Below are 24,905 nucleotides of genomic sequence, written 5' to 3'. Positions count from 1 at the left end.
GACAGGGACCGGCAGGCAAGCACCGGCGGACAGGCACGGGCGGACAGGGACCGGCAGGCAAGCACCGGCGGACAGGCACGGGCGGACAGGGACCGGCAGGCAAGCACCGGCGGACAGGCACGGGCGGGCACGTGAGAGGTGGGGAGCTGCTTTGCTTCTCTGCGGTCGCCGGACCGAAGGGGACCCGTTCCCCTCGCATGGACGGGGCCCCTTCGGCCGGCGCTGCCAGCGGTGCCCTATGGGCGTGCCGGCTCGAACCCGAGGCGTGCGGCCGCTGTCGTCAAGGCGCCGTTCTCCGCTCGGGCTGTCGTGGCCTAGTTGGAGATGAGGTCTGCGCGGGCCTGCCAGGTGTCGGGCACCGGGTGGCCGTTGCGGATCTGTCGCTCGATGACGGCGAGGTCGCGCAGGTCGTAGTAGACCGTGCGGCCGATCTTCCCTAGCCGCCGTGCGTGGTACCTGTTCGCCCAGCACCGGATGGTGCCCTCGGCGCGGCCGAAGTGCTCGGCGGCGCGGGCGGCGGTCACCAGGTGGCTGGGGCGGGTCGTCAGGGTGCGTCTCCGTTCAGCGCAGCGGGCACAGTTCGCCCGCTGCGCGATATGTTGCACGCAGCTCAGTTGTTGCGCAACTCGAAGACGTTGCTTCGCCGCATCAACGGTTCAGCGTAGGGAAGCGATCGGCATCGTCGACTCGTGTGCCCACGACCACCGCGCCGACGGGGTGACCGTGACGCCGAGCTGCTCGGAACGCGGCCGGCCGAGACGCTCCCACCGTCGCCACGCCTGCATGACCTCGTCCCACAGCCGCCGGTCGCCGCCCTGCAGGATCCGCGGCGCGACGCCATGCGGACGGGTGACCTCAGCCCAGGAACCGTCCGGGCTCGTGAGCCACAGCGCATGCGTGCCGGATGCGCCGTCGTGCAGCAGGAAACGCCGAATGTCGGGCAGTGTCAGCCCGACGAAGAACGCGGCGTCGTCGGCTGGGCCGAGACCGCATGGGCAGCCGGGCTCCCATGGAAGGGCGCTGATGGGCAGCGGCGAGAACCGGCCCGACGCGACGCCGTTGTGCTGGACCGTGAGCGTGAGCGGGACAGCCGGGTGGTAGCCGGTCCGGATCGGCACGCTGATGTGACCGCCGGGCGCGGTCCGCGCGATCCAGGCGGGATCGACGGTCGCCGCGGGCCGGCGGATGACGGTCTGGTCGTACAGCGCGAGGGGCGACTTGCCAACTGGCATGATCGCATCGTCGCACATCTCCACAGGCCATCCCAGCGAAATCATTCGTAGTTGGTCAGCGCGTCCTCCCTAGCGTGTTCCAGTGAAGGGCGTGCCAGCCGATCGGCACGGTCTGTGCTTCAAGCGGCACGAACCATGCAGGTGGTTCCTCCCATTCGGCTGCTGTTTGAACTGACCGATAGACGGCCTGGCCATTCTGCGGCTTTCCGCTCGATCGATGAGTCTCCCCATCTCGCCGGTAAATGCGGCGAGCCGAAACATCACTCATTGCTGACCCGAATCTACTGCCAGCGCGGGAAGAAGAGGACTCTTTGCTGACTGGCTCGGTTTACGCGGCCTCATGGCCTGATCTTGTCAGCGCAGGTCGAGGCACAGTAAAATGATCTTTACTTGGTCGCTCCCTTGTTGGCTGCGGGAGGGTTGACCTAGCTTCCAAGGCGCGGAGATCATCTTCGCCGCTCTGTTCGATACAGGAATCGCGGAGCGTTCGCCCACCAAGGGGAATGCATGAAAACCCGCCACCTCGTCCAAGCCGCGACCATCGCCGGTGTCGCGACCATGGCCGCCGCGTTCGCAGCTCCCGCACAGGCCACCACCAGCGGTCCGCAGGCGGACGTGCAGCAGCAGGTCAACCAGATCACCGCCAGCCACCCCGGCGCCCACCAGACCGGCCCGGGAACCGTCACCTTCAGCGACGGCGTCGTCCTGACCATCCCGGCCGCCGGCGCCGCCGCCGGTGTGTGCGCCTCGGGCTCGTACTGCTTCTTCCAGTACACCAACTACGGGGGCCGCAAACTCACGTTCAAGGACTGCGGCGCGAACGGCCTGTGGCAGTACCTCACCGACTACGGGTTCGGCAACTCCACGTCCTCGTGGCAGAACTACTCCAAGAACACCGTGCTGGTCTATGACCAGGCCACGGCACCGCCGACCACCCTGTGGACGGAGAATCCGGGCGGGGAGTCCACCTCCACCGGTAACGCCGACAACAAGGCCGACGCGTTCGAAACGTTCTGTGGGTGACGTTGATGAAACGTCTCCCCGTGCTCGTCGCGGCTGCAGTGAGCGCGCTGTCGCTCACTTTGACCGCGTTTACCCCGAGCCCCAGCAGTCAGCCGCAGAACGGTCCGTCCAAGTCGTCTGTCAGCCCATCGGACCCGACATCGGCTCACCGTGATCCAAGCGATCCGGCGGCGACGAAGGGCTACCTGGACCGGCTTCAGCGAGGAGTGCCGCTCAGGAAGCAGGACTGCGACTCCATCCGGTTCAAGGGGCGCATGGCCAGCCTGTGCTTGAGAACGATCGACCCGAAGCAGGCGCGTCAGACCCCTACGCCGCACGTCGAGCGCAGAGCCGGTGACCCCGCCCCGCCGCAGGCGCTGTGTTCGCAGAAGCCGGGGCAGACCAACTACGACCGGTTCCACGCCTGCTACGAAACGGTCAGGCGTATCGAGATCGTGCAGGACGGTACCGCGACCGTCGAGGGAGAGGTCCGGACGGATGTCTGGGCCACGCTCAGCCCAAAGAACCCCACCTGGCTCATGCAGGTCGGCATAACGCCGATCTGGATATCCCCAGACCTAGTCGAGACGGGCCCCTCCTACAAGGCCCAGCTCGCCTGCTCGACGAACCAGTGCAAGATCCCCAACCCGGTCACGAAGGCGATCGGGCCGGGCATCTACACCTACTACGAACTGGCCACCTCTATCCCATCCTCGGCCCCTGGCGACAGCATCCAGTACTCCAACCCGCAGATCAAACTGTCGCTCGTCGTGAGCAACGGAACCACCCTCACCCCTCCATCGCCTGCGAACGACCCGTTCAACGTGCGTTGCGACAGCGAGACCTACATCGGAGGGGAAGGCTGCGTCTACTACATGGGCACCGCCTCCGCCGCAACCTTCTACATCGACTACAAGGACGTCGATCCGAAATACGGAGACTACCGGGAGGTCGTGAAGAACGATCTGTACGGCGAGGTCGTTCGCGACAACCTCAACCACTACGGACACATTCAATTCGGTCACCCGCTGCATAGGACGGACCCAGTCACGCAGAGGGCGAACCACGACTCGATCTGCACAAAGGCGATCTTGGCGAAGCGGCCAGCAGGAATGCAATGCGACGAATGGCCCTACGCCTCCAGCGAGGAAGGCGGCGGCAAGAACCCGCGGTACTCGTGCGCCTTCCTGCCGGAGGAACAGAACCGTGCGCACGGCCAGGCGCTGGACAACACGCTGTACAAGGCGAACCGTATCCTGCCTTCACTGAACGAAGGAGGGCAGTACATTCAGGGCGACCCGTACTGGGTGTGGGTGCTCAACGCACCGGAAGCCAGCAAAATCCCGGCCGTGAAGCAGTGCAGCACCTACTAGGCTGCCCGCGCTAGGCCCCACGGCGGCCAGGGTGCCTCCTCAGTACCAAGGGGGTACCCTGGCCGCTTCCTTGACAGGAAGGAGAGGCCCGTGCACCCGATCGCCGCAGTTGATGCCACCGCGCAGATCGCCGGGGATGAGTGGTACCGGATCTCGACACAGGACATCGTTCCCGAACCTCCCAACAGAGCGATGCGGAGCTTTGGCACCTTCGATCTATTCGAGGGAGACGTGTTCGTTGATACAGGTACCACCACTCGGGATGTCGACATCACCGTCGAAGAGTGGGCCAGCGAAGCTCCGTTACGTATCGCCGGCGACCGACGGTTCGCGGAGGTCGTCGAGATGTCCGTTACGCTCCTAACGAGGCGGCTAAGGATCCTAGCTGCCGACGGTACGCAACTGCTGGCTCGTGATCTAGACGGCGGGGCGGGTAGTTACCGCATGCGCTTGTACGCCCGCTACCTTGACGTCCGACGGCAACGGCATCTGCTGCGGCTCTGGCCGGCGCCAGCGAAACCGATGTGGATCTACCAACTCGACCGCGACGGTCAGCCCATCGAACGGCCTGACCGCGCCACCAGCGAGATCTTGGAGGTGGCGATGACTCCGGACCAGGCGAGCATCGTCCGCACTGAGGTCGAGCAGATGGCGATCATGGAAATCCAGAACGGGGACATCGACGATATCGTCGAGGACTGCGACCGGATCCGTGACTCCATAACCGTGCACGCGGGTGCTGGAGGTGTGGAGCAGGTGGCGTTGACACCCCGGCAGTGGAAAGTTGCCATCGCCGTTCTGGAACATCACAGCGGTCTGGCGCCCACCCCATCGGACGCCGAGGCCCTGCGGCATGTCCGTGACCTCATCGTGTCGGCGATCGGCCATCGCCTCCCAGCGGGACGGGTCTACGGTCAGTGAGTCGCTGCGTACTCGAAAGCCAGGCGCCGCTCGACTCTGGTTTGCCGGAATACTGAGTGTGAACTGAGGAAGGCCCCGCCTGCGTTGTCGACAGGCGGGGCGACAGAGTGTTGTCGGGCGTCAGGCGACGTGCGAAGGGCGGCGGGTACGGCGGCGCAGCCGCCGCCGCTCGTCCCAGGTCGTTCCGCCCCAGATCCCGTACTCGTTGCGAGCGAGAGCGTAGTCCAGGCACTTCTCCCGCAGGTCGCAGACGGCGCAACCGTCCTTGGCCTCCTGGATCATTTCGGCGAGGAGCTCGGGCTTCACGCGGGCGTGGCCGATGGTGCCGTCGTCGACGAACCAGAGTTCGGGGTCGTCTGAGCAGGGCGGGGCGGGGGTGTCGGGCTTGATGAGCATGGAAGCGTCTCCTGGGTGGCGGTGGCCCGGCGCGTCGGTGCCGGGCCACCGGATGAGGTCAGATGCAGGCAGCGGCGACGAGCCAGGTCGGGCTCTGCTGCGTCGGTGTGAGGTGGAGCGCCTTGGCCAGGGAGGTGTCCCAGGACGGGGGGCGTGGTTCGGTGATGAACGACAGGTCCACGGCAGCGTGGTCGTAGGCGGTGAACTGTTTGCTGGCGGCCAGCCCCCACCGCGGGTCGACCGCGGTGTCCCCGTACTCGACGAGCGTGATGCCGAGTTCGTGCAGCGTGGTGCCAGCGCGACGCGCCTGCTGTGTCACGTACTTGTGGAACTCTTCGTTCATGAGCCTGAGGATCGGACTCGGCCCCGTGACGAGCCAGTCGGCGGCGCCGCCCAGGTCGTAGCCGTAGAGGACAGACGCTTCGACCGTCGCGCTCATGGTGAGGTTCTCCTTCGGGCCTGGGCGGCTTGGCCCTGGCCCTGCGAGCCAGGGCCAAGCCGCGTGTCGGCGATGTCCTAGGCCAGGCAGCAGGTGCTGATGCCCTCGTGGATGTGGTCGGCCGGGACGTCCTTCAGGCACGCCAGGCAGAAGTGGGTCTTGTAGACCGGGTCCCACAGGACGCGGCCGCCGTACTCGGCGATCGTGAACAGCCGCGCGAGGTAGGCGGGGTCGTTGATCTGGGCGGTGCGGATGGTGCGGAACGGGCTGTGCGCAGCGCGCATCGTCGCCTCCTTGCAGGGGTGAAGGGGGGCGTCCCCGGACCCGCGTGGTCCGGGGACGGGAGGGGGAGCTACAGGAACACCACGGCTCCGGCGGGCCCCATCGCGTGGGCGAGGAGGAGCCAGCCGTCGGCCTTGGCCGCGCCGTAGAGCTCGGTCAGGTGGCGGCGGATGTCCGGTTCACCGGTGATGACGTCGACGTCACCGTGCTCGTCGGTGAAGACGTACTCCTTCGTGCCGGCCCAGTACTCCAGGCGGGCGGTCTTGAGCCGCATCCCTGCCCCTTCGGTTTGTTGTGCTGACATGTAAAACTCTAGATGCCCACGGCAGGCATGTCAACACCATGACCAAAGTTTGGGGCCTGCCCTATCGGGGCCCTGTCTGGCGGGCCCCGTGCGGCCCTGTGCGCCCCTGTGCGGCCCTGTGCGGCCCTGTCAGTCCAGCCCTGCCCCCATCTCTCCGGGCCCGGTGACTGGGCATTTCCCAGCAACTTAAGTCAATGTGTTGACAGTCTGTCCAGTGGGCCCTTAGAGTCCTCATGTCAGCACAACAAGCCGAAAGGAGTCGGGATGAGCCGCAACCGCAGGCGCGACCGGAAGGCACTGCTCTCGCTCGCGAAGCAGTTCCGGTCCAAGGACATCTCCGCGATCGAGGCCCTGTGCCGGGTGATCCAGATCAGCCGGCTCCCGCCGGAGATGGCAATCGAGTGGTTCGCCGAACTCGTGCACCAGCTCGGCCAGTCGGCCGAGCTGCGCACGCGGCCCCTGGTGCACCCGCCCGTCCGGGACGCCCTCGACCACCTGGTCGCGTCGTGACCCTTCCCCGGCCAAGCGGCCCGCCCCCCGAGGGGCGGGCCGCGGCCCCGGCCGCTTTGGAGAGGCATGACCGTCAACCTGACCACGCTGCCGCCCGGGCCGAGGTCGCTGGACGACCGTTCCTGCTGGGCGTACCTCTTCCTCAACAGCCTGCGCGAGACCATCCCGGCAGAGCACGACGCCGAGCAGATCCTCGCGAAGGCCGCCGAGCAGGCGGAGGACCTGCACCACCGAATCCACATCGCGCCGCTCGACGCGCGCCTGGAGATGGAGTTCATCGGATCGGTCATGGCGGCCGAGGTCGAAGCGCGGCGATCCCTGGAAAGCGCCGCGCTGGAGGACTGCCAGGCGCAGTACCTGAAGCAGCTCGTCGCCGCCTGCTGGGCGGCGGCCCTGAACTGGTGCGTCCCCGTCGAGCACCAGCGCTGACCCTGATCGGCGGGGAGCGTCACCGGCGCTCCCCGCCCTGTTTCTCATAACTCAAGAGGAGAAATCCATGGCGATCACGACCGTGGGAGAAGCCCACGCGGTGAACGACCTCGCACGCCTGCTGCTGCCCGACGACAAGCCGGGCGACGCCGACAAGGCCCGCGACGCGCTGGCGCTGCTCGCCAAGGCATCGCACGCCAAGCTCAAGGCGGGCATGACCGCCAAGGAGGTGACCGGGCAGTGGGGCCGCCACCTGATCATCGCGCGGATCGCCGCCGCCCTGTACGGCGACGACACCCCGGCCCTGATCAGGGACCTGGCGAACTCCCGGCAGCTCGCTGTGTCGTTCCTGAACCGGCCCTGGTTCGACGCGCACATCGAGCGGGAGCTGACCGACGAGGAGTGGGCGCTCCTGGTGCCCAAGCTCGCGCGCTACGACGACGAGGTCGAGGACTCCTGGCTCAACGAGCGGTTCGCCGATGACCTGCTCCGGGAGGCGGGGATCGAAAAGCACATCCCCGACCTGTCCGACGAGCTGGCGGACGACATGACCGACGACGCGGCCGGTGGCGAGGACGACAGCCACGGCGAAAGCGAGGACCAGGGCGACAGCGAGGGCGCCCCCGCAGAGGGCGGTGGAACCGACGAGCCCCCCGCCGGCCCCGAACCGGCTCCCGAGCCCGAGCCCGAGCCCGAGCCGGACCCGGCACTTGAGTCCGAACCCGCGCACGAGGAGACCGAAGACGTGGACCCTCCCGCACAGGAGGAGGAAGTGGACGTGTCCCCGGCGGACGAGGTCGACATCGACCCCGCCGCGTAGAGCCCAACCCGTGGGCGGCGGTGGACTGGAACAGCCCTCTGTACCTGTCCCCGCCGTCCACTCCCGCGATCAGGCAGGCGATGCGGCGCGGACAGATCGCAGCGATCCTGTCGCCCGCGGCCGGCAACCAGCTCCCGGACGGCTGCCTGTTCGCCGCCGACAACGCCGTCTACGGCGGCTCCTACCCCGGCGACCAGGCGTACCGACGGTGGCTGGGCAGCCTCGCCCCGCACGCCGACCGCGCCCTGTGGGTCACGGCACCAGACGTCGTCGGCGACCACCTCGCGACCCTGGCCCGCTCCCGGCCGTGGCTGGAGGAGATCCGGGCCATGGGGTTCCCCGCTGCGCTGTGCGCCCAGAACGGGATGGAGTGGGACCACTCCTCGGATCTGTGGGAGATGTTCGACGTCCTCTTCCTGGCCGGGACCACGCAGTGGAAGATGAGCACGGCCGCCGCTGAACTGGTCCGCGTCGCCCTCGACCACGGCAAGCCGGTCCACGTCGGCCGCGTCAACTCCCGGCGGCGCCTGCGGTACTCCCAATACCTCGGCGCGAGCAGCGCTGACGGCACCTACCTCACCTACGGCCCCGACCTGCTCCTGCCGCGCGTGCTGGAGTGGACGCGCGAGCTGGCGACACACCCGGCACTCTTCGACTACGAGCAGCCCGACGACGAGGCAGAGCTGTGGTCGAAGGCGCGGCGTCGCTCGTAGACATCTACTCCTGGCGGGCTCGGATGTGTTCCTCGGCGCGCATGCGCGCCTCGGTCTTCCGGAAGTCCCTGGCGGGCATGTTCACCCACGCCAGGCCGACCACCGCCCACAGAACGGCCGCGGCCGCCAGGACACGCGCCAGCGGATACTGCTGGCCGCCGCTCAGGACGAGCGCGGTGACCAGCAACGCGGCCAGCAGCCCCAACCACCGTGCACGGCGTCGCCGCGCCTCTGCTTGCACATCGTCGGGCAGGTCCGTTGTCGGGGCCATCGGTCTCCTCGTCTCGCTGGTGGACATGAAGACGCCACGTGCGAACGATCGGGTTACGAGGCGACCGGATCACGAGGCGACCGGATCCGGCTACTCCCCTCCAGTTCCCCCCGGCCGGAGGGACCGGCAGCAGGCGCGAGCGCGGACCGAAACGCCGCCGACTCGACATGGCCCTGATCCAGCGCGGCCGAACGTCTCGGCCCGTGGAGTGCCTCACGCGTGCGCGTTTTGTTGCTGAGACTGGTCTCAGGCCAACAGCGCCCAGAAAGCACAGAGCCCCTCGTCCTCCTTCCGTAGTTCAGAGGCGAGGGGCCCTGTCGTCCGCATGGGTTAGGCGCGCTTCCAACGCCACCGGCCGTTGGAGTACTTCACGCACCGGTAACGCTTGCCGGTCTTGTAGGCGTAGCCGTACCGCTTGTGGGCCGCGGCCGGGCAGTACGAGCCCGGCGTGATGCACGTCCAGTAGGAGTGGCCCGACGCCTTGTGGGCGTGGCAGCGAGCCGCGGTCATGGTCGGCGCGCCGGTGGCGGCGTCCGCCGGCGCTGCGGCGAGGCCGGTGGCCAGAAGCCCGGCTGCGGCCGTGGTGATGACGAGACGTTTGAGCATGCTGCCCCCGCGAGTTCGGTGTGTTGCAGTGAAGTTGTACTGGTCGGCGAGGCGTCCGCGCACCTCGCGGCATGGAACTGGCCTGTCTAGGTCACCGCGTGAACTGGCGTTGGCCGTCGAACGACGCAGGCATACATCAACGCCTGCGGCCGAGCTGATTTCCGCCATGGCGCCGCCGCGTCCCGGCATGCTGGGGGCATGGCGACGATCCGGTTGTCCGGCGATGTAGAAGCCGACGCGCTCGCCGAGCTGCGCCGGGCCCTAGACGGCGACACGGCGTTCATGCTCGCTGAGCCAGGTGAACGCGACCGCGAACTCCAAGACGCCTCGTACCGGTTCGTCGCGGATGAGGGCGGGCAACTCGTCGGTGTCATCGACGTCCGCGCGTTGCCGTGGCGGCGTGCCCGAGGCCGAGGCGCCATCGTGCTTGGAGTCCGGGCCTCCCACCATGGGCGAGGGATCGGCCGTGGCCTGCTGGACGCGGCGATCGCCGAGGCGCGGCGGCGCGGTATGTGGCGGCTGGAACTATCGACGATGACCCACAACCACGTCGCCTTGCGGCTGTACGCAGCGTGCGGGTTCGAGGTGGAGGGGCTGCGCCGTTCCTCGTTGCGCGTGGACGGCGAGCCCGTCGACGAGTACTACATGGGGATGCTGCTCCAGCGTGCGGACCCGGTGCAGTGAGCATCGGCGTCCGGCGCGACCCCGGCACCGGTCCTGGCCGGGCCGTCCAGCTCGGGGGACGGGGGTCAGCGCCAGCCGACCGCGTTGAACGGCACGCCGCGGCGGTAGGCGGCCAGTCCCTCGACGGTGTACGGATAGGTGTTGGCCGGGAAGTCGTCGAGCGGGAACCACTCAACAGCGGAGCACTTGTGCGGCTCGGCGTTGTAGGGCTCGCCCTTCCAGTGCTTCACGGCGAAGAACACACCCAGGCGGGCGTCGCCGAGGTGGTTGCGGTAGTGGATCAGGTGGACGAACTCCAGGTCCCCCTCGGCGAGCTCGACACCGATCTCCTCGAAACCCTCGCGGATCGCTGCTTCTGCGACCGTCTCGTCGGCCTCCAGCTTGCCCGAGGGCAGGTTCCACCACCCGTCGGCGTAACCGGTGCCTGAGCGCTGGGCGAGCAGCACGTTACGTCGCGGACCAGGACCAGCAGAGCGTCCACGATCGAGGTGTACGGGGGTGGGGCGGCGGCTGGGCTCATATGGCGGTCAGGCTAACGCCGGGATCAGCGGTTCCGCTGGCGCACGGAGTAAATCGTGCTGCGCGTTGCGTGCCGAGGCCTGGCAGCCGCCACCGGTTGCAGGGCCTCGGCACGTTCGTCAGTCCACGAGGTAGTGAGCTTCGATGTAGGCGACAGTGGAGTCGTATGGTTCGCCTACCGGCTTGAGCATGTACCGGCGGAAGACCGCGGCGGTGGCGCGGCGGACGCCTCGGTTGCGGGCGTCGGCGTTGTCCCACGACCTGGCGAGGGTGCTGGTGACCACCTGGTCGATCTCCTCGGCCAGGTTCCTCTCGGTGACCGTGAGCCCGGACGGTGCGTGGTCGTGGATGATCCGCGACAGGACGCCCACGTGGTCGTCGTCCAGCACGACGGCTTCGTCGGGGCGCTTTCCGGCGTCCACGATGGCGCGAGCGATCCGGAGCGCTTCGGACAGGAAGTCCAAAGCGTCCTGGGCGTCCTGGATGATCCGGTCCCGCAGCAGCTTGATCCGTTCCGCGAGAGCGGTGTACTTCACCGACTCCGGTTCGACGCCCTTGTCGAGTGCGGCCTTGATGCGGTCCAGGATCTCCGCCGCGGATGGTGGCGTTTTGTCCGCGCCGTCGTCCTTGCCGCCAGGGCGGACGATGGCCATCAGTTCCTTGAGGATGGCGATGCCCTGGGCATCCAGGACGAGGGATTCCTCCTTGACGGCGACCGCGGAGAAGGAGTGGACGTGGGCGTTGATGATCTCCAGGACCATCGGCCCCAACTCGGCCAGCCGTTCTTTGCGCTCTTCGTCGGAGGACCTCTTGAACAGGGTCGTGTACACCGACCCGAACAGCGCGAAGCCGTCCTGATACTTGGCGACCCGCTTGTCGGTGCTGACGAGTGGGTACAGGCGCGCCAGGAGCCGGTAGTCCCTGCTGAACACCTCGGCGACCTCGGGATTGGCGTCCAGGAAGACGTTCATCGCGCGCACTGACTCGTATCCGTGGACGGCGAGGTCCAGGTCGTCCACGTCCGCGAAGAGGTCTTCGATGCGGGCGAAGGTGGCGCGGAACTCGGCGACAAGTTCGGACAGGTTGGTGACGAACCCGCCGCCCTTCCCGGCCGCTTCCGGCGAGCTGGGGTCGACAACGGCCCGCTGGACCTCCTCGGCTAGGCCGATGTAGTCCACGACTACGCCGGAGGTCTTCACGAACCCGCTCGGAGATATCCAGGTGCGGTTAGTGCGGGTGATCGTCTGGAACAGGTTGTGGGCTTTCAGTGGCTTGTCCAGGTAGAGGACGCCCTCGTTGGGGGCGTCGAACCCGGTCATCAGCTTCGCGGTCACCACAAGGAAGCACAGTGGGTCGTCCGGGGTGAGGAACCGCCGCTTCTGCTCTTCCTCCTCGGCCTCCGACAGCCGGAACGGCCGCATGGCAGGGTCTTCTCCCTTGGAGTTCGAGACGGAGACGTTCACCTCGGCGGCGATGCGGTCGTGCTTGCCGACCTCAGCGAGCACCTGCGATGCCTCGAACCCGGTCAGAAGCTCGTTGAGCTTGTCGGTGTAGGCGACTGCCAGCTCACGGTTGTAGGTGACAACTTGGGCCTTGAGGCCGTTGCGGTAGGCGCCAGCCAGGTAGTGATTAACGATGTCCTGGCAGACCGCGTGGATGCGCTCAGGGTTGGAGAACACCGAGGTGAGGCGCCCGAACTTGCGGGACAAGGTCTCGCGATCGGGGTCGTCGAGGTCGAACTCGTCGGCGAACTGGTCGAACTCTTGCTGCAACGCCTGGTCGTCGACGATGAAGGAGACCGGGTGGGGAGCCAACATGACGGGGACGGTGGCCCCGTCCAGCAGGGACCGCGACACCGAGTACCGGTGCAGTACCCGGCCCGGGTCGCTCTCCGCACCGAACAGAGCGAAGGTGTCGGTGGCGAGGTTCCTGACGGGTGTGCCGGTCATGCCGAAGAACTTCGCGCGCGGCAACGCTGCCCGCATCTGCCCGGCTAGGGAGTCTGACCGGGAGGACTGGGTGCGGTGAGCCTCGTCGACCATCACGATGATGTTGTCTCGGCGCGACAGGTTCTTGCCGGCGTTGGCGAACTTGTGGACGGTCGTGGAAATGACGCCGCGCACATCATCGGCCAGCAGGGAACGCAACTCCTGGCTGGTGGTGGGCTGGTGGAAGTAGGCGTCTCCCATCGCGGAGGTGAACACCCCGGAGGTCTGCCGGACGAGCTGGGTCCGGTCCGACAGCAGGATTATCGTGGGTGATTCGGTGCGGGTGTCGGCCAGCAGCAGTGAGGCGGCGAACACCATGAGCAGCGTCTTGCCCGACCCTTGGTGGTGCCAGATCAGCCCCTTCGCACCGCCGTCCAGGACCCGCTCGTGGATCAGGTGCGCGGCCTCCATCTGTGGATAGCGAGGCAGGTACTTCTTGTCTGCCCCGCCCCCAGAGGTGTTGAAGAGAGCGAAGTTGGCGAGCATGTCCAGGACGGTCGCCGGGTTCAGTAGCAGTTCGACGGAGCGATGCACGTCGTTCTGCCCGGACAGGTTCTCGTCGTCGGCGGTGGATCGGAACGGCTGCCACAGGTTCGTAGGCGCGCCGGCGGCGCCGAACCGCAGTTTCAGCCCGTCGGAGGCGACGGCGAAGACATTGGGGGTGAAGAACCACGGGTACTCCGTGGCGTACACGTCGTTGATCTCGCGTGCGGCGTCGACCCATCCGGACTTCGAGGTCGGAGATTTTACCTCGACTACTACCAAGGGCAGCCCGTTGACCCAGTACACCAGGTCGAACCGGCGGGAAGTCTTCCCGGGGACGGTGATGGTCACCTCGTCAGAGACGATCAGCGTGTTGACGGCCGGGTGCTCGAAGTCGATGACCATCAGGGGGTGCCAAACGCCGTCGGCGTCCCGGAACTCCTTGCGTCCCCGCAGCAGGTGCAGCACCTGCTCGTTGGCCCGTACCAGTCCGCCTTCGACGGCGTTGACCGTTGCGATGATCTCTTCGACTACCGCGTCCGGATCAAACCCGTCGATCACCCCGGGGTTGAGCCGAACGATGGCGTCGCGCAGCTGGCCGTAGACCACCGCCTGGGTCGTCTCCCGCGGCAGGCGTCTGCCCTCTGTGAAACGCCAACCCATCGGGAGGGACCACTGGATCATCAGGTTCTGGAACTCGCGCTCCTGGATGCCCTTCGCCACGGCTCAATTCTCTAACTCAGCCACGTCAATGTCGATGCTGCGGTTCAGGAGCCCTGCCAGCAGGCCTGTGCGGACTTCACGGAGGCGGGCCCGCTCCGCGCGGGCCGCCTCCAACACAGACCCCATCGCGTCAAGTTCCACCGCTATCTCGCGCTGACGGGTGAGCGGTGGTAGGCGCACTGCCATGCCTTTCGCTCGCTTGGCGCTGATGTGCTTGATGTTGGTGCCGCCCGCGACGTCGAGGAAGGCCCCCGACTCGTAGGCCCACATGCTCCAGTGGAAGACGAACTCGGGAATGCAGATCCCTTCTCTCGCTCGGAGGCGAAGCAGGGTCATCTGGGTGCAGACAGGCCCTGGGAGTTCGTCCCGCCACATCGCGGGCATCCCGACTGCATTCGCGCTTGCGCTACCTTCGGACACGACCACGTCGCCGTACTGGAGGCAGAATTTCTTGCGTTCCGCCGGGTCGTAGTTCATCTCCAGGACGTCGGATAGGTCGAGCGTCCCATAACCGACGTTCGCGGATCGCAGGTAGGGAGTCATGTAAGGGCCGTCCGCCCTGTCAGGTGTCCGGCGCACGCCGGTAGAGAAGTGGAACGCGTGTTCAGCCCTCACGACTTCACCCGAGTCGTCGGTGATGAGGTCAGCCCGCCGGCGACGCAAAACCGCCGACAGCGCTTCTACCTCGGCACCGAGTGCGGCGATGTGGTCGTCGACCGCGCCGATTACCTCGACAATCCGTTTCTGTGTCGGCAGCGGCGGGAGCGGGATGTGATGTGCGAGGAACTGGCTTTCTTTCCACCTGTTCCGGCTGGCAGTTGTACCGGTCGAGGCAGCCTCCACGTAATCCCAGACCCGCCCCTGCTGAAAGTAGAGATTCAGGTAGTCGACCGAAAGTCGCCGACTCTTCGTGTCGAACAGCGGGAATTCATTGGAGACAAATGCGCCAGCGAACTCGGGAAGAACCAGCCCAAAGGACCCTTTTCCTGCAAAGAGTCGGTTATAGATAAACTGCCCGGCCGTAACTCTGTAAACGGTCGTGGCCTTGGACGACTCACGCGTTACGGTTTCTCGATGGAATGCCCCCTGGCCATACCAGCGGACCCCTAGAAGGGGATACTCGACACCGCTCTCGATCTTCACCGCATCTCGACGCTGGGTGACTAGTTCGCTCAGCGCAACATGCGGCCAGGCGTTACTCATCGAAGCCCACCACACCGGCGGCGGCGAGGACCTCCAGCATGCGCTGCTCAGTCTTCTGGCGCTCAGCTCGGGCGATGTTGTAGGCATCGATGAGGGTGCCGAGGTCTTCTTGCGCGGCGGCGGCCTGCTTGATGTAGCGGCCGATGTTGAGGTCGTACCCATTCGCCATGATCTCCGTTTTCGGGACGAACCGCGCCGTGAGGCCTTCCTGCCCATCGGCATCCGCCGCGTTGCCGTTGGCGTCGAAGCTTGAGTGGTAAGTAGTCACGACGTGGGCGATGTCGGCGTCCGTGAGGATGTTGCGATTCCTGGCCTTGGCGAAGCACTTGGAGGCGTCGATGAACAGTACGCCGTCCTTCCGCTCCGTGGCCTTAGTACCGCGTGAACGGAACACCAGGATCGCTGTGGGGATGCTGGTGTTGTAGAAGAGGTTGGCAGGCAACCCAATGACCGCTTCTAGCAGGTCGTCGTCCAGAACGCGCTGGCGGATGGCTGCTTCCTGGCCGCCTCGGAAGAGGACGCCATGGGGCAGGACTACCGCGGCACGCCCCTTCTTTGGGCCCATTGACGCGATCATGTGCTGCACGAATGCCCAGTCCGCCGACGACTGTGGGGCCACTCCGCCGAGAGCGCGCTGATCGTTGGTCCAGGGCTTCCACTTCATGCTGTAAGGCGGGTTGGCGACGATCACGTCGAACTGCGCGAGCGACCCGTCAGGGTTCTTGAAGCGTGGGTCCTTTAGAGTGTCACCAACCTCGACCTGAAACTGGGTCAGGTTGTGCATGAAGAGGTTCATGCGCGCTACGCCTGCAGTGTCCATTACAGCTTCCTGCCCATACAACTTGAGCGTGTAGCCGCGTCCACCACTGGCTTTGAGGAGATTCGCGGAGGCGATGAGCATGCCACCCGACCCGCAGGTCGGGTCGTACACCGACTCGAAACTCTGCGGAGCCAGGACCTCGACGATCAGTTCGACGACCTCGCGCGGGGTGAAGAACTGGCCGGCTCGGGTGCCGGATCCGTCGGAGAACCGCTTCAGAAGGTACTCATACGCGCCGCCGAGCACGTCGTGGGACATATTGCCCTCGTGCATCTCCGGAGTACGGTTCATTGCCTGCATGACTGCCGCTAGCACCTCGCCCGGCAGCACTTCTTCGGCCGCCCAGGTCATCGACCCGAACAGCCGGGAAAATTTGTTGGGGTTGGCCGTCTCGATGGCTTGCAGGGATGCGCGGACACGCTTACCGAGGCCGGGCTGGGTAATTGTGGCGAGGATGGATGACCAGGAGGCGCGGCGTTTCTGCCCGCCTTCGAGAGTGATGTGTGGGATTTCGAACGACTGGTAGTCGCGGTACTCGATCTCGTGGGCTTCTTCAGCCGACAGATTCTCTATGCCCTCGTTCTCGGCTAGGAACTCCTGATGGTTGTGCTCCCAGGTGTCCGACAGGTACTTCCAGAACATCAGTGGGAAGATAACCGAGGAATACTGTGCTTCGGGCATCGCCACGCGCAGCTCGTCGGCGGCGTCCCACAACCGGTTCTCGATCTCCTGCTGGGTCACTGCCATCAGTCGGAATGTCCTTGCTCATCAAAGGCCGGTGGCCCGAAGGCCGTGGTGTTCTTGCTGTCCATCCCGTTTCAGGCGGCCCGACATGTACTGCCGGTAGCTCCTGGCGGGCGAACATGGTGTCGGTGCTCCTCCGTGCGCGACCCGTGAACGATATCTCTCCGCGGGGACACTCACTTGGTGCTCGCGCAGGTTCTGCCCGGTGGCCCCTGAGAGGTGGCCTGGCCCGGTTCGTCTAGTGTCGGTGGGTGTTGGGCCGGGGCGGTCGTCAAGCGACCCCGGTCAAGATCCGCGTCACATCGGTGATCTGTGCCTTGGGGAAGTGCATCTGGACGAACGGTGAGGAGAGGAATCGGTCGTCAGACCAGATGACCGGCGAGTGGATCCGCCAGCAGCCCCTGCCCCAGCGTGTGGTGACGAGGTGGCGGAGCCGGTCGTCGGCGGCCAGTTCGCCGAGGAAGGCGAACGCATCAGCCTGGGGCATCTTGAGCCAGGCCCAGCCCCGGTAGTAGTCGATGAATCCGGCGTTGCCGCTCGGTTCGGCGGGCCGTCCTGCGGCGCGCTCGGCTTCGACAGCCTCTCCGGTGTCCTGGCAGCAGGCTGCCGTCTGCCAGCCCCGTGCCCAGATCGCGCGGACCAGGTCCACCATGGCGTTGTCGATCGGGACCCGTTCGTCGTGGTGGGGAGGGGTCAGGGCGGTCGAGGGATGGGTTTGCATGGTCATCGTCGTCCTAGGTGTTCTTCACGGCCCCTTGTGACGACGGGCCGTGTTAGGCGGATCGGTACTTGGCCCAGTTCGCTGCCGCGGCGGCGAGGCCTGGGTGTGGTGCGTGCTCGCCGATGTCTTCCCACATGGCTGCTTGCGCTGCGGCGAAAGCCGACACGGCTTCCTTGGGCGCTGTGGCGAACGTGCGAAGTTCACAGGCGCGCGCTTCTGCCTGCTCGGGGGTGTGGCCGCTGGCGATGAGCCAGACGATCCAGCAGGCCGGATCCAGCCAGCAGGCGCCCTTGGTGGGCCACGCCCAGTCCAGCATCCGTGCCTGCCCGTGGACGATCAGGACGTTGCTGGGGGACCAGTCGGTGTGGGAGAGGCAGTCGCCGGCAAACAAATCGGCTCGGTCGCTGTAGGACGCCCATCTGAGGGGGGCCTGCTTCATCTCGACACCCGCGGGGGCGGAAGGCCAACGCGCGACCATGGCCACGATCCGCTCGAGATCGTGGCTGCCGGGCAGGTAGGTCGCTGGGTGGCCGTCGAGGAACTCGAACCCGTTGAGGTCCCATCCTGCCGACGTCTCCGACCACAGCAGAGCCGCCGAGACGTGGCAGACGTGCGGGTTGATCTGCCGCTCACGTTCCTGTGTCCAGACGCGAGGGTGGTCGGCCCGCAGGCCCTTGACGAAGGTCGTCTCGTTGATGACGACGGCGATCTCGGAGTTGTACCCCTCGTTGACTGAACGGGCTGAAGTGATCTGCCCGGTGTGCTTCTCGATCAGCTCTTGCGCCGATCGCCAGGAGGTTCGTTCCGTCACGGCAGCAACCTAGTGGGGCCGCCCCTCGTCGGCGGGGACGACGAGGGGACGACCCGGTCTCGAATCGGTCAGGTGTAGGGGTTGTCGTTGCCGCACCCGAGGCTGATCGCGTCGTCGGCCGTCTCGTTGACGTCCTCGACGATCTCGACCATTACGGCGTCCTCGGCCGCCGGGCTCTCCAGAACCTGGGTCATTGTGCTCACTGGGCTACCTCCTTCCGGGGTTCTTTGTGCTGGCAGTAGGTGGCCAGCGGGGCCTTGGCGCTGCGGTAGAGCTGCACGAGCGGCATACAGGTGCCGCAGGTTCCTTGGAGGGTGCAGCCGGTGCAGCCGCCCTGCCGCAGGAGCAGGTTGTCGCTGATGCCGGCCAGCCGGGTCAGGCCGGGCGGCCCCTCGCGCGTGAGGTCGATGTTGGGTTCGCGGCCGATCTTGCAGATGCTCGCCCGGCCGAACGGGTCCACGTGGAAGGAGGTGTGTCCGGCATCGCACCCTCGGAAGGGGGCGCGCTTGCGCAGGAACTGCGGCGACTGCGAGGGCAAGGTCTCTCCCCCGCCGTGGATCGTCGGGGACATCTGGGCGTACTCGCGGTAGCGCAGGCCGAACCGCTCGGCGAGGCCGCGCATCGCTTCCACCTCGTGCGCGTTCCGGTCGGTGATGATCAGGCTCAGGTCGAGCTGGAGGCCCGCCTCGTGCGCGGCTGTCAGGCCGCGCATGAACCTGCGGAACGAGCCCGGTCGTCTGGTGAGGCCGTCGTAGGTTTCGGCGGTCGCGCCGTAGACGCTGAGGCTCATCTTGCTCGGCCGGTAGGTGGTCAGCAGGTCGAGGATCTTGCTGTTCGCCAGGCGTGAGCCGTTGGTGAGGATCTCGATCATCATGCCCAGCTCGTAAGCCTTGGTGTGGACGGCGGCGAACAGACGGTCCACCATCGGCTCTCCGCCGGTGAGTTGGAGCCAGAGCACTCCGGCGTCGCGGATCGTTTCGAGCAGCCGTTCACGTGCCTGCCACTCCAGCCCCTCGAAGGTCTTGAGCCCGAGGTAGCAGTGCTCGCAGTCGTAGTTGCAGCCGAGATTCAGCTCATAGGTCGCTTTGCCGAAGGCGTAGGTGGACTCGCGGCGGATGAGGAGGCGGCCCGCTGTCGGCTCCTGGTGAAGGTCGATCCCCCAGGCCCTCGCGGCGGCGCTCGCGAGCCAGGCGGGAAATGTCTTGGCTTCGGCGAGTTCTGCGTAGGCCGCCCGTGAAACCTTGATTCCACGGGCGTGTCCCGGTTTCAGCACCATGTAGTCCCCCAGGAAGGGGCTCGAGATCAGTTGGTGCATGTCGGCTCTCCTAGAACCCTCTGGGTGGTATCCGGTCACGTTCAGCTGTCCGTCCGAAGCACCTCCTTCGTGAGCCGTCCTGGATGGGCCCCGGAATCGCTGGGACCAAGCACGGGAAATACAGCCGGGTGCCTGCGTGGGGCGTCGAAGCTCTGAGGGCCGCGGCAGTGTTCTATGAGCAAGGGCGGGGCGTCGGGTGCCTGCCGTGGTCCAGAGGGGCGTCAGGGCTATTCCTCGTTGTTCAGCTCTTGGATGTTCTGTTCGGCCATCGCCCGGATGACCTTGACGGCGTCCGGCAAGAGGCCCTGCTGGATCATCGCCTGCTCGTAAGCGCCGTGTGCGATGTCCAGCGCCGCCGAGACCGGGACCAGGATTTCGCCGTCGATGACGGCGCTGTGGTCAGCCATGGGGCGGTACCTCCAGAACCGCGAACACGCACTTGCCTTCGCCGGCTGGCCGCCAGCCGTAGTGGGCGGCCAAGGCCTCCACGATGAGCAGGCCGCGGCCGTCTTCGGCATCGACGCCCGGTGACCCGCGGCGCGGCGGCTCTGGGACGGAGTCCCAGACCTCGATCGTGAGTGTGCCGGCGACTTCTTCGCTGATCCGCACGGTGAACTTGTCGTGTCTCCGGGCCTTGACCGCGTTGGTGGCCAGCTCGGAGACGACCAGGACGAACGTGTCGGTCTGGGCCTCGGTGAGCCCTCGGCTGATGAGGGCGCGAGCGGTGGCGCGGCGTGCGATGCCGACCGCCGCCGGTGTCGACAACAGCTCGTGGGTCATCACGACTCTTTGAGCCTCTTGTGCTGCTGTGGTCATCGGTGGCTCCCGCGTCGCACCCGAGTTCGTCCTGCTGCTCCTGCAAGGGGGCACGGACGAAACGTTGTGTGACCCTGACACTGACGCGGGCGGGCCAGCGGGGGCTACAGAATTGGCAGAGGTTGGCAGCAACGACGATGAGCAGCGAACATGTGGGAGCCAACGTCTGCCAACTCGGGGCCTCGCGGATCACGTTGTGGGGGAACATACGAGCCCATGCCGTCCTCACCGTCATCGAGCGCGCAGGCGGCCCGTAGGCGTCTGGGCGAGCGTCTCCGCGAGATGCGCACGGCCGCGCGTTTGACCGGCCGTGAGTTCGCGAGCCGTGTTGGTTGGGCCGACGCCACCACGGTCACCAAGATCGAGAAGGCGCAGCGGACCATCACGGCGGAACACGTTCGCCTGTGGTGCCGGGTGTGCGGGGAGCCGCCCGAGCGTGAGGCTGAGCTGCTGACCGAGCAGAAGGCCGTGTCGCAGATGTGGCAGACCTACGCTCAGCTGGCCAAGTCCGCCGGTGGGGGGCTCAAGGCGCGGCAGGAGCGGTTGCGGGACCGGTACTGGCGGGTGAGACGGCAGCGGACGTACCAGACCAAGGTGATCCCCGGCCTGTTGCAGACCGAGGCGATGATGACCTTCTACCTGTCACGCGCACGAGCAGATCAGCACCTGCAACGCGACGACATCGCCGAGGCCGTCGCCGCCCGCTTGGAACGGCAGCAGTGCTTGACCCGCCCGGATGCCCTGTGGGGGTTCATCCTCGAAGAGGACGTCCTGTGGTACCGGCCGGGCCCTGACGAGACCCACAGGGAGCAACTCAGGCATCTCCTCGAGGTGAGCGCCTCTGCCCGCAAGAACGTGTTCCTCGGGATCATCCCGCGCGACATCGACCGTCGAGGGGTCATTCCTGGTGAGGCGTTCATCATGGACGATGACCGGCTCGTCACTGTCGAGCTGATCAGCGGCTATCTGCGGCTGACCATGCCGGAGGAGATCCGCATGTACGGCGAGGCGTGGGACCGCCTGTTGTCGGTCGCGGTGCAGGGCGAACAGGCCAGAGCCCTGATCCAGCGGGCACTGCACGCACTCGGTTGAGCGCGGTCGGCGAAGCGCAGGCTGGTCACACTGCGAAGTCCTCGTGTGGCGTGGCGCGCTCCCACACCTGCTCGAACGCGGCAACAATCTGGGCGACATGGCGCGGGTCGGAGGTGTACTCGTAGCCGGGCACGTGCTGCCCGTCTCCGTCATTGAAGTTGTAGAGGACCACACGCTGATCGAACATCCACAGGTCGGCGCCAGGAAGCATCAGGTCGAACGCTCGGCGGCGGGGCAGCCACCGCACGTCCTCGCCAGCCTTGAGGTTGACGTCGGTGACCATGTGCAGCCACCGGGTGTAGTCGCTGACCGGCTCGGACACGACACGGGCCCGGCGGACCTTCACCCCGCGACCGACCGCGTCTTGGACCGCGGTGATCCAGGGGCTGCGGTCGGTTCGCCCGTCACCTCCGGCCTTCCAATCGTCGAAGCCGGGTGATGGCAGATAGAGGTCCCGCATCTCCAAGTGCACCGCGGAGCGGGTCGCCCGGGCCAGAAGACTCTTGACGGTCGGCTCACCGTGCCCCTGCCGCTCGTCGTCGAAGCCGGTGAGCGCGTCTTCGATGACCTGACGCATCCTGGCCGGAAGCCACACCACGGCCTCGTCAGCGGCGATGGCGCCGTGCTCGCGGACCATCGTCAGGACCGATGGGTCGGTGATGATCCTGCCCTGGAACAGGAAGTCACCCGTCGTGGGGTCGATGAACACCGCGGGGCAGTGGTCGTCCTCGGACCCCTTGTCGCCGCCCACGAAACGCACATCCTCCGGCATGGAGACCTCCAGGAGAGGGGGAGTTGCCGCATCGACCCTCACCTACTGCCGAACCGTCGGTCAACGACCTCAAGATCGACTTTCAGGATGTGCACGCATCGTTGACAGGAGCACGGTCATGTGACGCCGCAGCGTGCGGCCAGCTCCTGGAGCTCACGCGTTGCGGGTCCTGAGGCGAGCAGCCCTCTGACCAGCCGATGGATCGCCGGCCGCGCGTGGGTCTCCTCGGGCGCCTGCCGTTCCGCGGCAAGTAGGGCGTTCAAGCATTTGGTCCTATTCCCGGCCATCGCCCAAGAGGTCGCGATGTCGGTGTAGTACCTGCTGCGGCGTTCGATCGTCGGCAGAGCGCGAGGGTCCAAGTGGCGCGCGACGTGGAGGGCTTGGTACGGGTCGCCGCAGGCGTTGTGCCCGGAGATCCGATGTGACTCGATCATCCAGGTCCCGAATCCGGTCCCGTGCTTGAGCTGGACGCCCTTACCCAGGCCGCTGGCCAGCGACTGCGCGTGCGCGGTGAGATCGTCCATCCCGCTGCGGTCCTTGCTTTTGGCGGCGGTGTACGCGGCGGACATGATCAGCAGGCCGCGCTGGGCTCTGAGGGTGGGATCGTCACCGCGGAGCCGAGGGTCGTCGGCGGCTGACAGAGCGATCTCGGCGGCGCGGTCATGCCAACCGGCCTTGCGAGTCAGCACCGATAGGTTCCGTGCGGCCTCGGCGGGCACGATCGGGTCTGCTGCGCCTTCCGCGCTTTGCCTCGCGCGGTCAGCGGCGAGCAGCCCGAGATCGGTGCGATCCACTTTGACCAGCATCCGCGCCGTCAGCGTCAAGATCTCCGCGAGAAGGGCGCAATCAGTCGGCTTTCCGGACTCTGCAAGCGTGGTCCCACGGGCGATAAGCAGCGGCAGATCGTTGGCAAGCTGCTCGTACCGGCATGCCTGGAAGGCGCGCTTGGCGTGCGCGAAGGCTGCCGTGAGGGCGCTGGGGCTCCCTGTCGCCGTGCGATGGGGAGTCAGCAAAGCATCCCGCAGGTTGGCGACGAGGAGATCGTCTGGCGTCACCTGAGCCGCGCGGGCACCTTGCGCGCCGGGAACCGCTGTAGCGGCGGCCGTGATCGCAAGCGTCTGCAAGAGTTGCCGTCGCCGCACTGGATCATCCTCCGCAGTCGGGTTGTCGGACACGGTAGCGGCGACCCCTAAGACTGCCGGGGGCATTTCGAGGACTTCGGCGAGCCGAGAAAGAGTTACGAGGTCGGTCAGCGGGGCTTTCTCGGTCTCCCACCGCGAGACCGTGGCCGGCGAACAATACATCCGCGTTGCCAGGTCGATCTGCGTCCACCCGCGCGTTCGCCTCGCCTCCCTGATGACAGGGCCGAGATGACCACGACCTGTCATGCCAGCCTCCGTCGCCAAGGTCATGCATCCATCACGACCCTGACCCGGCACATCCCCTCGGTCAAGGGGCGAACTGTCGTGCGTCGACGACCTACCCCAGGCTCTCCCCAGCTCTGGTGGTGGCCGCTGCTGGGCGTAGTACGCCATAGCGAAGGCCGACATGCCGGAGGACGATGGCCGAAGAGCTGGGCCGGTGCCCCCGTCCGGCCCAGCTCTCGTCAGCGGTTACTAGTCCCGGTCCATCTCGGCTTCGACGTCCCTGGCGTGCCGGGTCGCCAACAGTCGATCGACCGCCTTGTAGCACCAAGGCCCCTGTCCTTCCGGCATCGGAACAGACCGTGCGTTCAGGTTCGCAGCGATGCTTCGAAGGCTGAGCCCCTGCCGGCGGAGGGTGATGACCTCTCTCGTCAACTCGCGCGACGCGCGGGGCGGACGGCCACGGCGGCGGCCGGACGCGTCGGCCTGCGGTGTGTCGCTCATGATCACCCCCGCCGCCAGGGGCGGAGCAAGCTGAGCAGCTCACGCAGCAGGTCGCGCAGCAGGTCGAGCAGGTCTCGGAAGGCCACGTAGCGGCCGTCCATGTTCGCGGGCCGGGCGCGAAGCAGAGCCACCGTGGCCAGCCCGAGGTAGAGGACAATCATGGCGACCACGGCCGCAATGAGCCCTGCGACCAGGATGATCAGGATTATCAGGGCGATCAGGACCATCGAGGGTCCTGGCTCCGCGACTACGCGGAAGAGTTCTTCCATGGGGGACGCTCCCTCACTTTCGCGGGGAGCGTCCGCTTAGCAGCCCGCTAGGGCGCTCCCCGCCGATGGTTGGAATCGGTTGAGCGAGGGGGCAGAGCTGGACGGTTCGGCACGGCGTCCGTACCGGTGGCAGACCGCGAGTAGCAGGAGGTACAGCGGTGCGGCCGACGATTCGCGGCCCGCGGAGGCGAGCTGGCGGACGTGCTGCATTCGCGCCATCTCCAACACGGCGCGGATGTAGTTCGCGAGGCTCCGCAAGCGCGTCACTAGCACGTTGACGCGGATGCGCAAGGTTACGCTCCGGAATGGAGACGAGGCCCGTTCTCGTGCGACTTTCAGGTACGCCTGCACGGATGTCATGGCGTGATCGAACGCTGATTCGCCTCGGAAGGTGTGAGCTTCGTCGAGGACGAGCAAGAGGCGACTCTTGCTCGCACCGGTAGGAGCGGAGGCTACGGTTGGCTGCTCGCGCCAAGCGGCATGCATCTGCTCGACTGCCGCGCGTTGCCAGGCGAACTCAGGCTGGGGGCGGAGTGTGATCAAGACCGTGCGAGTGTCGTCCCCATTGCGCACGGCGCTTTTGAGGAGGTGTTCTGCTTCCGACCTAGCGCGGTCGAGTTGAGCCGGGAGCCCGCGCAGCTCACGCATGGACTCGCCCTGCCTCAACATTCTGTGCGCCGCCAGGAGCGCCGACATGCCGCTAGCACTGCGGTTTTCAAGCAACGACGACAAGGACAGTGATCCAGACAACAGGGAGTTGGCCGGGTGCCCCACCCGCG

30 protein-coding genes and 1 pseudogene are annotated in these 24,905 nt (G+C 66.6%); 9 read left to right on the top strand and 22 right to left on the bottom strand.

Annotated elements, in window-relative coordinates:
* Positions 1 to 314: 314 nt before the first annotated feature.
* The gene (locus J4709_RS43725) at positions 315 to 524 is read right to left on the bottom strand and encodes a hypothetical protein (RefSeq protein WP_208251039.1); all 210 of its coding nucleotides are present in this window, start codon (positions 522 to 524) and stop codon (positions 315 to 317) included.
* Positions 525 to 656: 132 nt separating this feature from the next.
* The gene (locus J4709_RS43720) at positions 657 to 1,232 is read right to left on the bottom strand and encodes a methyltransferase domain-containing protein (RefSeq protein WP_208251038.1); all 576 of its coding nucleotides are present in this window, start codon (positions 1,230 to 1,232) and stop codon (positions 657 to 659) included.
* Positions 1,233 to 1,739: 507 nt separating this feature from the next.
* Here J4709_RS43720 and J4709_RS43715 point away from each other — a divergent pair.
* The 3 genes from J4709_RS43715 (at position 1,740) to J4709_RS43705 (ending at position 4,528) form a co-directional block, all read left to right on the top strand.
* On the top strand, positions 1,740 to 2,255 hold the full coding sequence (locus J4709_RS43715) for a peptidase inhibitor family I36 protein (protein WP_208251037.1): 516 nt from the start codon (positions 1,740 to 1,742) through the stop codon (positions 2,253 to 2,255).
* Between the two features lie 5 nt (positions 2,256 to 2,260).
* Positions 2,261 to 3,607 carry a NucA/NucB deoxyribonuclease domain-containing protein gene (locus J4709_RS43710; protein ID WP_208251035.1) on the top strand — a complete coding sequence of 449 codons (1,347 nt, stop codon included), beginning with the start codon at positions 2,261 to 2,263 and terminating at the stop codon, positions 3,605 to 3,607.
* Between the two features lie 90 nt (positions 3,608 to 3,697).
* Positions 3,698 to 4,528, top strand: a complete 831-nt coding sequence (locus tag J4709_RS43705; protein WP_208251033.1) for a hypothetical protein — start codon at positions 3,698 to 3,700, stop codon at positions 4,526 to 4,528.
* 120 nt (positions 4,529 to 4,648) lie between these two features.
* On the opposite strand, the gene J4709_RS43700 is transcribed toward J4709_RS43705, so the two are convergent.
* The 4 genes from J4709_RS43700 to J4709_RS43685 all read right to left on the bottom strand — a co-directional run bounded on the left by J4709_RS43700 (position 4,649) and on the right by J4709_RS43685 (position 5,919).
* Positions 4,649 to 4,924, bottom strand: coding sequence for a WhiB family transcriptional regulator (locus J4709_RS43700; RefSeq protein WP_208251031.1), 276 nt, complete (start codon positions 4,922 to 4,924; stop codon positions 4,649 to 4,651).
* Positions 4,925 to 4,982: 58 nt separating this feature from the next.
* On the bottom strand, positions 4,983 to 5,363 hold the full coding sequence (locus J4709_RS43695; RefSeq protein ID WP_208251029.1) for a hypothetical protein: 381 nt from the start codon (positions 5,361 to 5,363) through the stop codon (positions 4,983 to 4,985).
* A gap of 77 nt (positions 5,364 to 5,440) precedes the next feature.
* A complete protein-coding gene (locus tag J4709_RS43690; RefSeq protein WP_208251027.1) occupies positions 5,441 to 5,647 on the bottom strand; it encodes a hypothetical protein in 207 nt (68 codons plus the stop codon).
* A 68-nt stretch (positions 5,648 to 5,715) separates the two neighbouring features.
* Positions 5,716 to 5,919, bottom strand: coding sequence for a hypothetical protein (locus J4709_RS43685; RefSeq protein ID WP_208251025.1), 204 nt, complete (start codon positions 5,917 to 5,919; stop codon positions 5,716 to 5,718).
* Positions 5,920 to 6,213: 294 nt separating this feature from the next.
* On the opposite strand from J4709_RS43685, the gene J4709_RS43680 reads away from it, so the two are divergent.
* The 4 genes from J4709_RS43680 (at position 6,214) to J4709_RS43665 (ending at position 8,421) form a co-directional block, all read left to right on the top strand.
* Positions 6,214 to 6,459 carry a hypothetical protein gene (locus J4709_RS43680; RefSeq protein WP_208251022.1) on the top strand — a complete coding sequence of 82 codons (246 nt, stop codon included), beginning with the start codon at positions 6,214 to 6,216 and terminating at the stop codon, positions 6,457 to 6,459.
* A 66-nt stretch (positions 6,460 to 6,525) separates the two neighbouring features.
* Entirely contained in the window at positions 6,526 to 6,888 is a 363-nt protein-coding gene (locus tag J4709_RS43675; RefSeq protein ID WP_208251021.1) for a hypothetical protein, read from the top strand.
* A 67-nt stretch (positions 6,889 to 6,955) separates the two neighbouring features.
* Complete coding sequence (locus J4709_RS43670; RefSeq protein WP_208251019.1) at positions 6,956 to 7,708, top strand: hypothetical protein; 753 nt, start codon at positions 6,956 to 6,958, stop codon at positions 7,706 to 7,708.
* Between the two features lie 80 nt (positions 7,709 to 7,788).
* Positions 7,789 to 8,421, top strand: a complete 633-nt coding sequence (locus J4709_RS43665) for a hypothetical protein (protein WP_208251017.1) — start codon at positions 7,789 to 7,791, stop codon at positions 8,419 to 8,421.
* A gap of 4 nt (positions 8,422 to 8,425) precedes the next feature.
* On the opposite strand, the gene J4709_RS43660 is transcribed toward J4709_RS43665, so the two are convergent.
* Both J4709_RS43660 and J4709_RS43655 read right to left on the bottom strand, forming a co-directional pair.
* The gene (locus J4709_RS43660; RefSeq protein ID WP_208251016.1) at positions 8,426 to 8,692 is read right to left on the bottom strand and encodes a hypothetical protein; all 267 of its coding nucleotides are present in this window, start codon (positions 8,690 to 8,692) and stop codon (positions 8,426 to 8,428) included.
* Positions 8,693 to 9,022: 330 nt separating this feature from the next.
* Entirely contained in the window at positions 9,023 to 9,298 is a 276-nt protein-coding gene (locus J4709_RS43655; RefSeq protein WP_208251014.1) for a hypothetical protein, read from the bottom strand.
* 198 nt (positions 9,299 to 9,496) lie between these two features.
* On the opposite strand from J4709_RS43655, the gene J4709_RS43650 reads away from it, so the two are divergent.
* Positions 9,497 to 9,982 (top strand): GNAT family N-acetyltransferase, encoded by a 486-nt coding sequence (locus J4709_RS43650; protein WP_208251013.1) that lies wholly within the window; start codon positions 9,497 to 9,499, stop codon positions 9,980 to 9,982.
* Between the two features lie 65 nt (positions 9,983 to 10,047).
* On the opposite strand, the gene J4709_RS43645 is transcribed toward J4709_RS43650, so the two are convergent.
* The 10 genes from J4709_RS43645 to J4709_RS43605 all read right to left on the bottom strand — a co-directional run bounded on the left by J4709_RS43645 (position 10,048) and on the right by J4709_RS43605 (position 20,089).
* Entirely contained in the window at positions 10,048 to 10,428 is a 381-nt protein-coding gene (locus J4709_RS43645) for an NUDIX hydrolase (RefSeq protein ID WP_208251012.1), read from the bottom strand.
* Between the two features lie 192 nt (positions 10,429 to 10,620).
* Positions 10,621 to 13,695: a type I restriction endonuclease subunit R gene (locus J4709_RS43640; protein WP_208251011.1), complete on the bottom strand. Its 3,075-nt coding sequence runs from the start codon at positions 13,693 to 13,695 to the stop codon at positions 10,621 to 10,623.
* 3 nt (positions 13,696 to 13,698) lie between these two features.
* Positions 13,699 to 14,838 (bottom strand): restriction endonuclease subunit S, encoded by a 1,140-nt coding sequence (locus J4709_RS55960; RefSeq protein WP_307802054.1) that lies wholly within the window; start codon positions 14,836 to 14,838, stop codon positions 13,699 to 13,701.
* Between the two features lie 52 nt (positions 14,839 to 14,890).
* Positions 14,891 to 16,465 (bottom strand): type I restriction-modification system subunit M, encoded by a 1,575-nt coding sequence (locus J4709_RS43630; protein WP_208251010.1) that lies wholly within the window; start codon positions 16,463 to 16,465, stop codon positions 14,891 to 14,893.
* A 268-nt stretch (positions 16,466 to 16,733) separates the two neighbouring features.
* Positions 16,734 to 17,189: a hypothetical protein gene (locus tag J4709_RS43625; RefSeq protein WP_208251003.1), complete on the bottom strand. Its 456-nt coding sequence runs from the start codon at positions 17,187 to 17,189 to the stop codon at positions 16,734 to 16,736.
* A 46-nt stretch (positions 17,190 to 17,235) separates the two neighbouring features.
* The gene (locus J4709_RS43620; RefSeq protein WP_208251001.1) at positions 17,236 to 17,994 is read right to left on the bottom strand and encodes a hypothetical protein; all 759 of its coding nucleotides are present in this window, start codon (positions 17,992 to 17,994) and stop codon (positions 17,236 to 17,238) included.
* 68 nt (positions 17,995 to 18,062) lie between these two features.
* On the bottom strand, positions 18,063 to 18,197 hold the full coding sequence (locus J4709_RS55190) for a hypothetical protein (protein ID WP_269757611.1): 135 nt from the start codon (positions 18,195 to 18,197) through the stop codon (positions 18,063 to 18,065).
* Positions 18,194 to 19,309, bottom strand: coding sequence for a radical SAM protein (locus tag J4709_RS43615; RefSeq protein ID WP_208250999.1), 1,116 nt, complete (start codon positions 19,307 to 19,309; stop codon positions 18,194 to 18,196). Before J4709_RS43615 ends, J4709_RS55190 begins: the two co-directional genes overlap by 4 nt.
* 227 nt (positions 19,310 to 19,536) lie before the next feature.
* Complete coding sequence (locus tag J4709_RS43610) at positions 19,537 to 19,716, bottom strand: hypothetical protein (protein WP_208250990.1); 180 nt, start codon at positions 19,714 to 19,716, stop codon at positions 19,537 to 19,539.
* Complete coding sequence (locus J4709_RS43605; RefSeq protein ID WP_208250988.1) at positions 19,709 to 20,089, bottom strand: ATP-binding protein; 381 nt, start codon at positions 20,087 to 20,089, stop codon at positions 19,709 to 19,711. Before J4709_RS43605 ends, J4709_RS43610 begins: the two co-directional genes overlap by 8 nt.
* Positions 20,090 to 20,275: 186 nt before the next feature.
* On the opposite strand from J4709_RS43605, the gene J4709_RS43600 reads away from it, so the two are divergent.
* Positions 20,276 to 21,217, top strand: a complete 942-nt coding sequence (locus J4709_RS43600) for a helix-turn-helix domain-containing protein (protein WP_307802053.1) — start codon at positions 20,276 to 20,278, stop codon at positions 21,215 to 21,217.
* A gap of 25 nt (positions 21,218 to 21,242) precedes the next feature.
* Here J4709_RS43600 and J4709_RS54125 read toward each other — a convergent pair whose 3' ends face one another.
* From J4709_RS54125 to J4709_RS43585, 4 genes and pseudogenes are all read right to left on the bottom strand, one after another.
* A complete protein-coding gene (locus tag J4709_RS54125) occupies positions 21,243 to 21,989 on the bottom strand; it encodes a DUF6879 family protein (RefSeq protein WP_232384938.1) in 747 nt (248 codons plus the stop codon).
* 116 nt (positions 21,990 to 22,105) lie between these two features.
* On the bottom strand, positions 22,106 to 23,164 hold the full coding sequence (locus J4709_RS43590; RefSeq protein WP_232384937.1) for a hypothetical protein: 1,059 nt from the start codon (positions 23,162 to 23,164) through the stop codon (positions 22,106 to 22,108).
* Between the two features lie 30 nt (positions 23,165 to 23,194).
* A pseudogene (locus J4709_RS56295) lies at positions 23,195 to 23,377 on the bottom strand (helix-turn-helix domain-containing protein); the annotation flags it as partial.
* Positions 23,378 to 23,859: 482 nt separating this feature from the next.
* The gene (locus J4709_RS43585) at positions 23,860 to 24,084 is read right to left on the bottom strand and encodes a hypothetical protein (RefSeq protein ID WP_208250982.1); all 225 of its coding nucleotides are present in this window, start codon (positions 24,082 to 24,084) and stop codon (positions 23,860 to 23,862) included.
* Positions 24,085 to 24,905: the final 821 nt, after the last annotated feature.

Source organism: Actinomadura violacea (assembly GCF_017573465.1).
GTDB lineage: Bacteria > Actinomycetota > Actinomycetes > Streptosporangiales > Streptosporangiaceae > Spirillospora > Spirillospora violacea.
The sequence above is the reverse complement of the archived record's forward strand: the minus strand, read 5'-3'. Positions and strand labels throughout refer to the sequence as shown.

Excerpts from the sequence above, each read along its gene's own strand:
- J4709_RS43675 (WP_208251021.1), top strand. The coding sequence starts at position 6,526 with ATGACCGTCAACCTGACCACGCTGCCGCCCGGGCCGAGGTCGCTGGAC.
- J4709_RS43720 (WP_208251038.1), bottom strand. The coding sequence starts at position 1,232 with ATGCCAGTTGGCAAGTCGCCCCTCGCGCTGTACGACCAGACCGTCATC.
- J4709_RS54125 (WP_232384938.1), bottom strand. The coding sequence starts at position 21,989 with ATGCCGGAGGATGTGCGTTTCGTGGGCGGCGACAAGGGGTCCGAGGAC.
- J4709_RS43630 (WP_208251010.1), bottom strand. The coding sequence starts at position 16,465 with ATGGCAGTGACCCAGCAGGAGATCGAGAACCGGTTGTGGGACGCCGCC.
- J4709_RS43615 (WP_208250999.1), bottom strand. The coding sequence starts at position 19,309 with ATGCACCAACTGATCTCGAGCCCCTTCCTGGGGGACTACATGGTGCTG.
- J4709_RS43695 (WP_208251029.1), bottom strand. The coding sequence starts at position 5,363 with ATGAGCGCGACGGTCGAAGCGTCTGTCCTCTACGGCTACGACCTGGGC.
- J4709_RS43610 (WP_208250990.1), bottom strand. The coding sequence starts at position 19,716 with ATGGCTGACCACAGCGCCGTCATCGACGGCGAAATCCTGGTCCCGGTC.
- J4709_RS43690 (WP_208251027.1), bottom strand. The coding sequence starts at position 5,647 with ATGCGCGCTGCGCACAGCCCGTTCCGCACCATCCGCACCGCCCAGATC.
- J4709_RS43600 (WP_307802053.1), top strand. The coding sequence starts at position 20,276 with ATGTGGGAGCCAACGTCTGCCAACTCGGGGCCTCGCGGATCACGTTGT.
- J4709_RS43605 (WP_208250988.1), bottom strand. The coding sequence starts at position 20,089 with ATGACCCACGAGCTGTTGTCGACACCGGCGGCGGTCGGCATCGCACGC.
- J4709_RS43650 (WP_208251013.1), top strand. The coding sequence starts at position 9,497 with ATGGCGACGATCCGGTTGTCCGGCGATGTAGAAGCCGACGCGCTCGCC.
- J4709_RS43660 (WP_208251016.1), bottom strand. The coding sequence starts at position 8,692 with ATGGCCCCGACAACGGACCTGCCCGACGATGTGCAAGCAGAGGCGCGG.
- J4709_RS43655 (WP_208251014.1), bottom strand. The coding sequence starts at position 9,298 with ATGCTCAAACGTCTCGTCATCACCACGGCCGCAGCCGGGCTTCTGGCC.
- J4709_RS43680 (WP_208251022.1), top strand. The coding sequence starts at position 6,214 with ATGAGCCGCAACCGCAGGCGCGACCGGAAGGCACTGCTCTCGCTCGCG.
- J4709_RS43665 (WP_208251017.1), top strand. The coding sequence starts at position 7,789 with ATGCGGCGCGGACAGATCGCAGCGATCCTGTCGCCCGCGGCCGGCAAC.
- J4709_RS43585 (WP_208250982.1), bottom strand. The coding sequence starts at position 24,084 with ATGGTCCTGATCGCCCTGATAATCCTGATCATCCTGGTCGCAGGGCTC.
- J4709_RS43710 (WP_208251035.1), top strand. The coding sequence starts at position 2,261 with ATGAAACGTCTCCCCGTGCTCGTCGCGGCTGCAGTGAGCGCGCTGTCG.
- J4709_RS43670 (WP_208251019.1), top strand. The coding sequence starts at position 6,956 with ATGGCGATCACGACCGTGGGAGAAGCCCACGCGGTGAACGACCTCGCA.
- J4709_RS43625 (WP_208251003.1), bottom strand. The coding sequence starts at position 17,189 with ATGACCATGCAAACCCATCCCTCGACCGCCCTGACCCCTCCCCACCAC.
- J4709_RS43685 (WP_208251025.1), bottom strand. The coding sequence starts at position 5,919 with ATGCGGCTCAAGACCGCCCGCCTGGAGTACTGGGCCGGCACGAAGGAG.
- J4709_RS43715 (WP_208251037.1), top strand. The coding sequence starts at position 1,740 with ATGAAAACCCGCCACCTCGTCCAAGCCGCGACCATCGCCGGTGTCGCG.
- J4709_RS43700 (WP_208251031.1), bottom strand. The coding sequence starts at position 4,924 with ATGCTCATCAAGCCCGACACCCCCGCCCCGCCCTGCTCAGACGACCCC.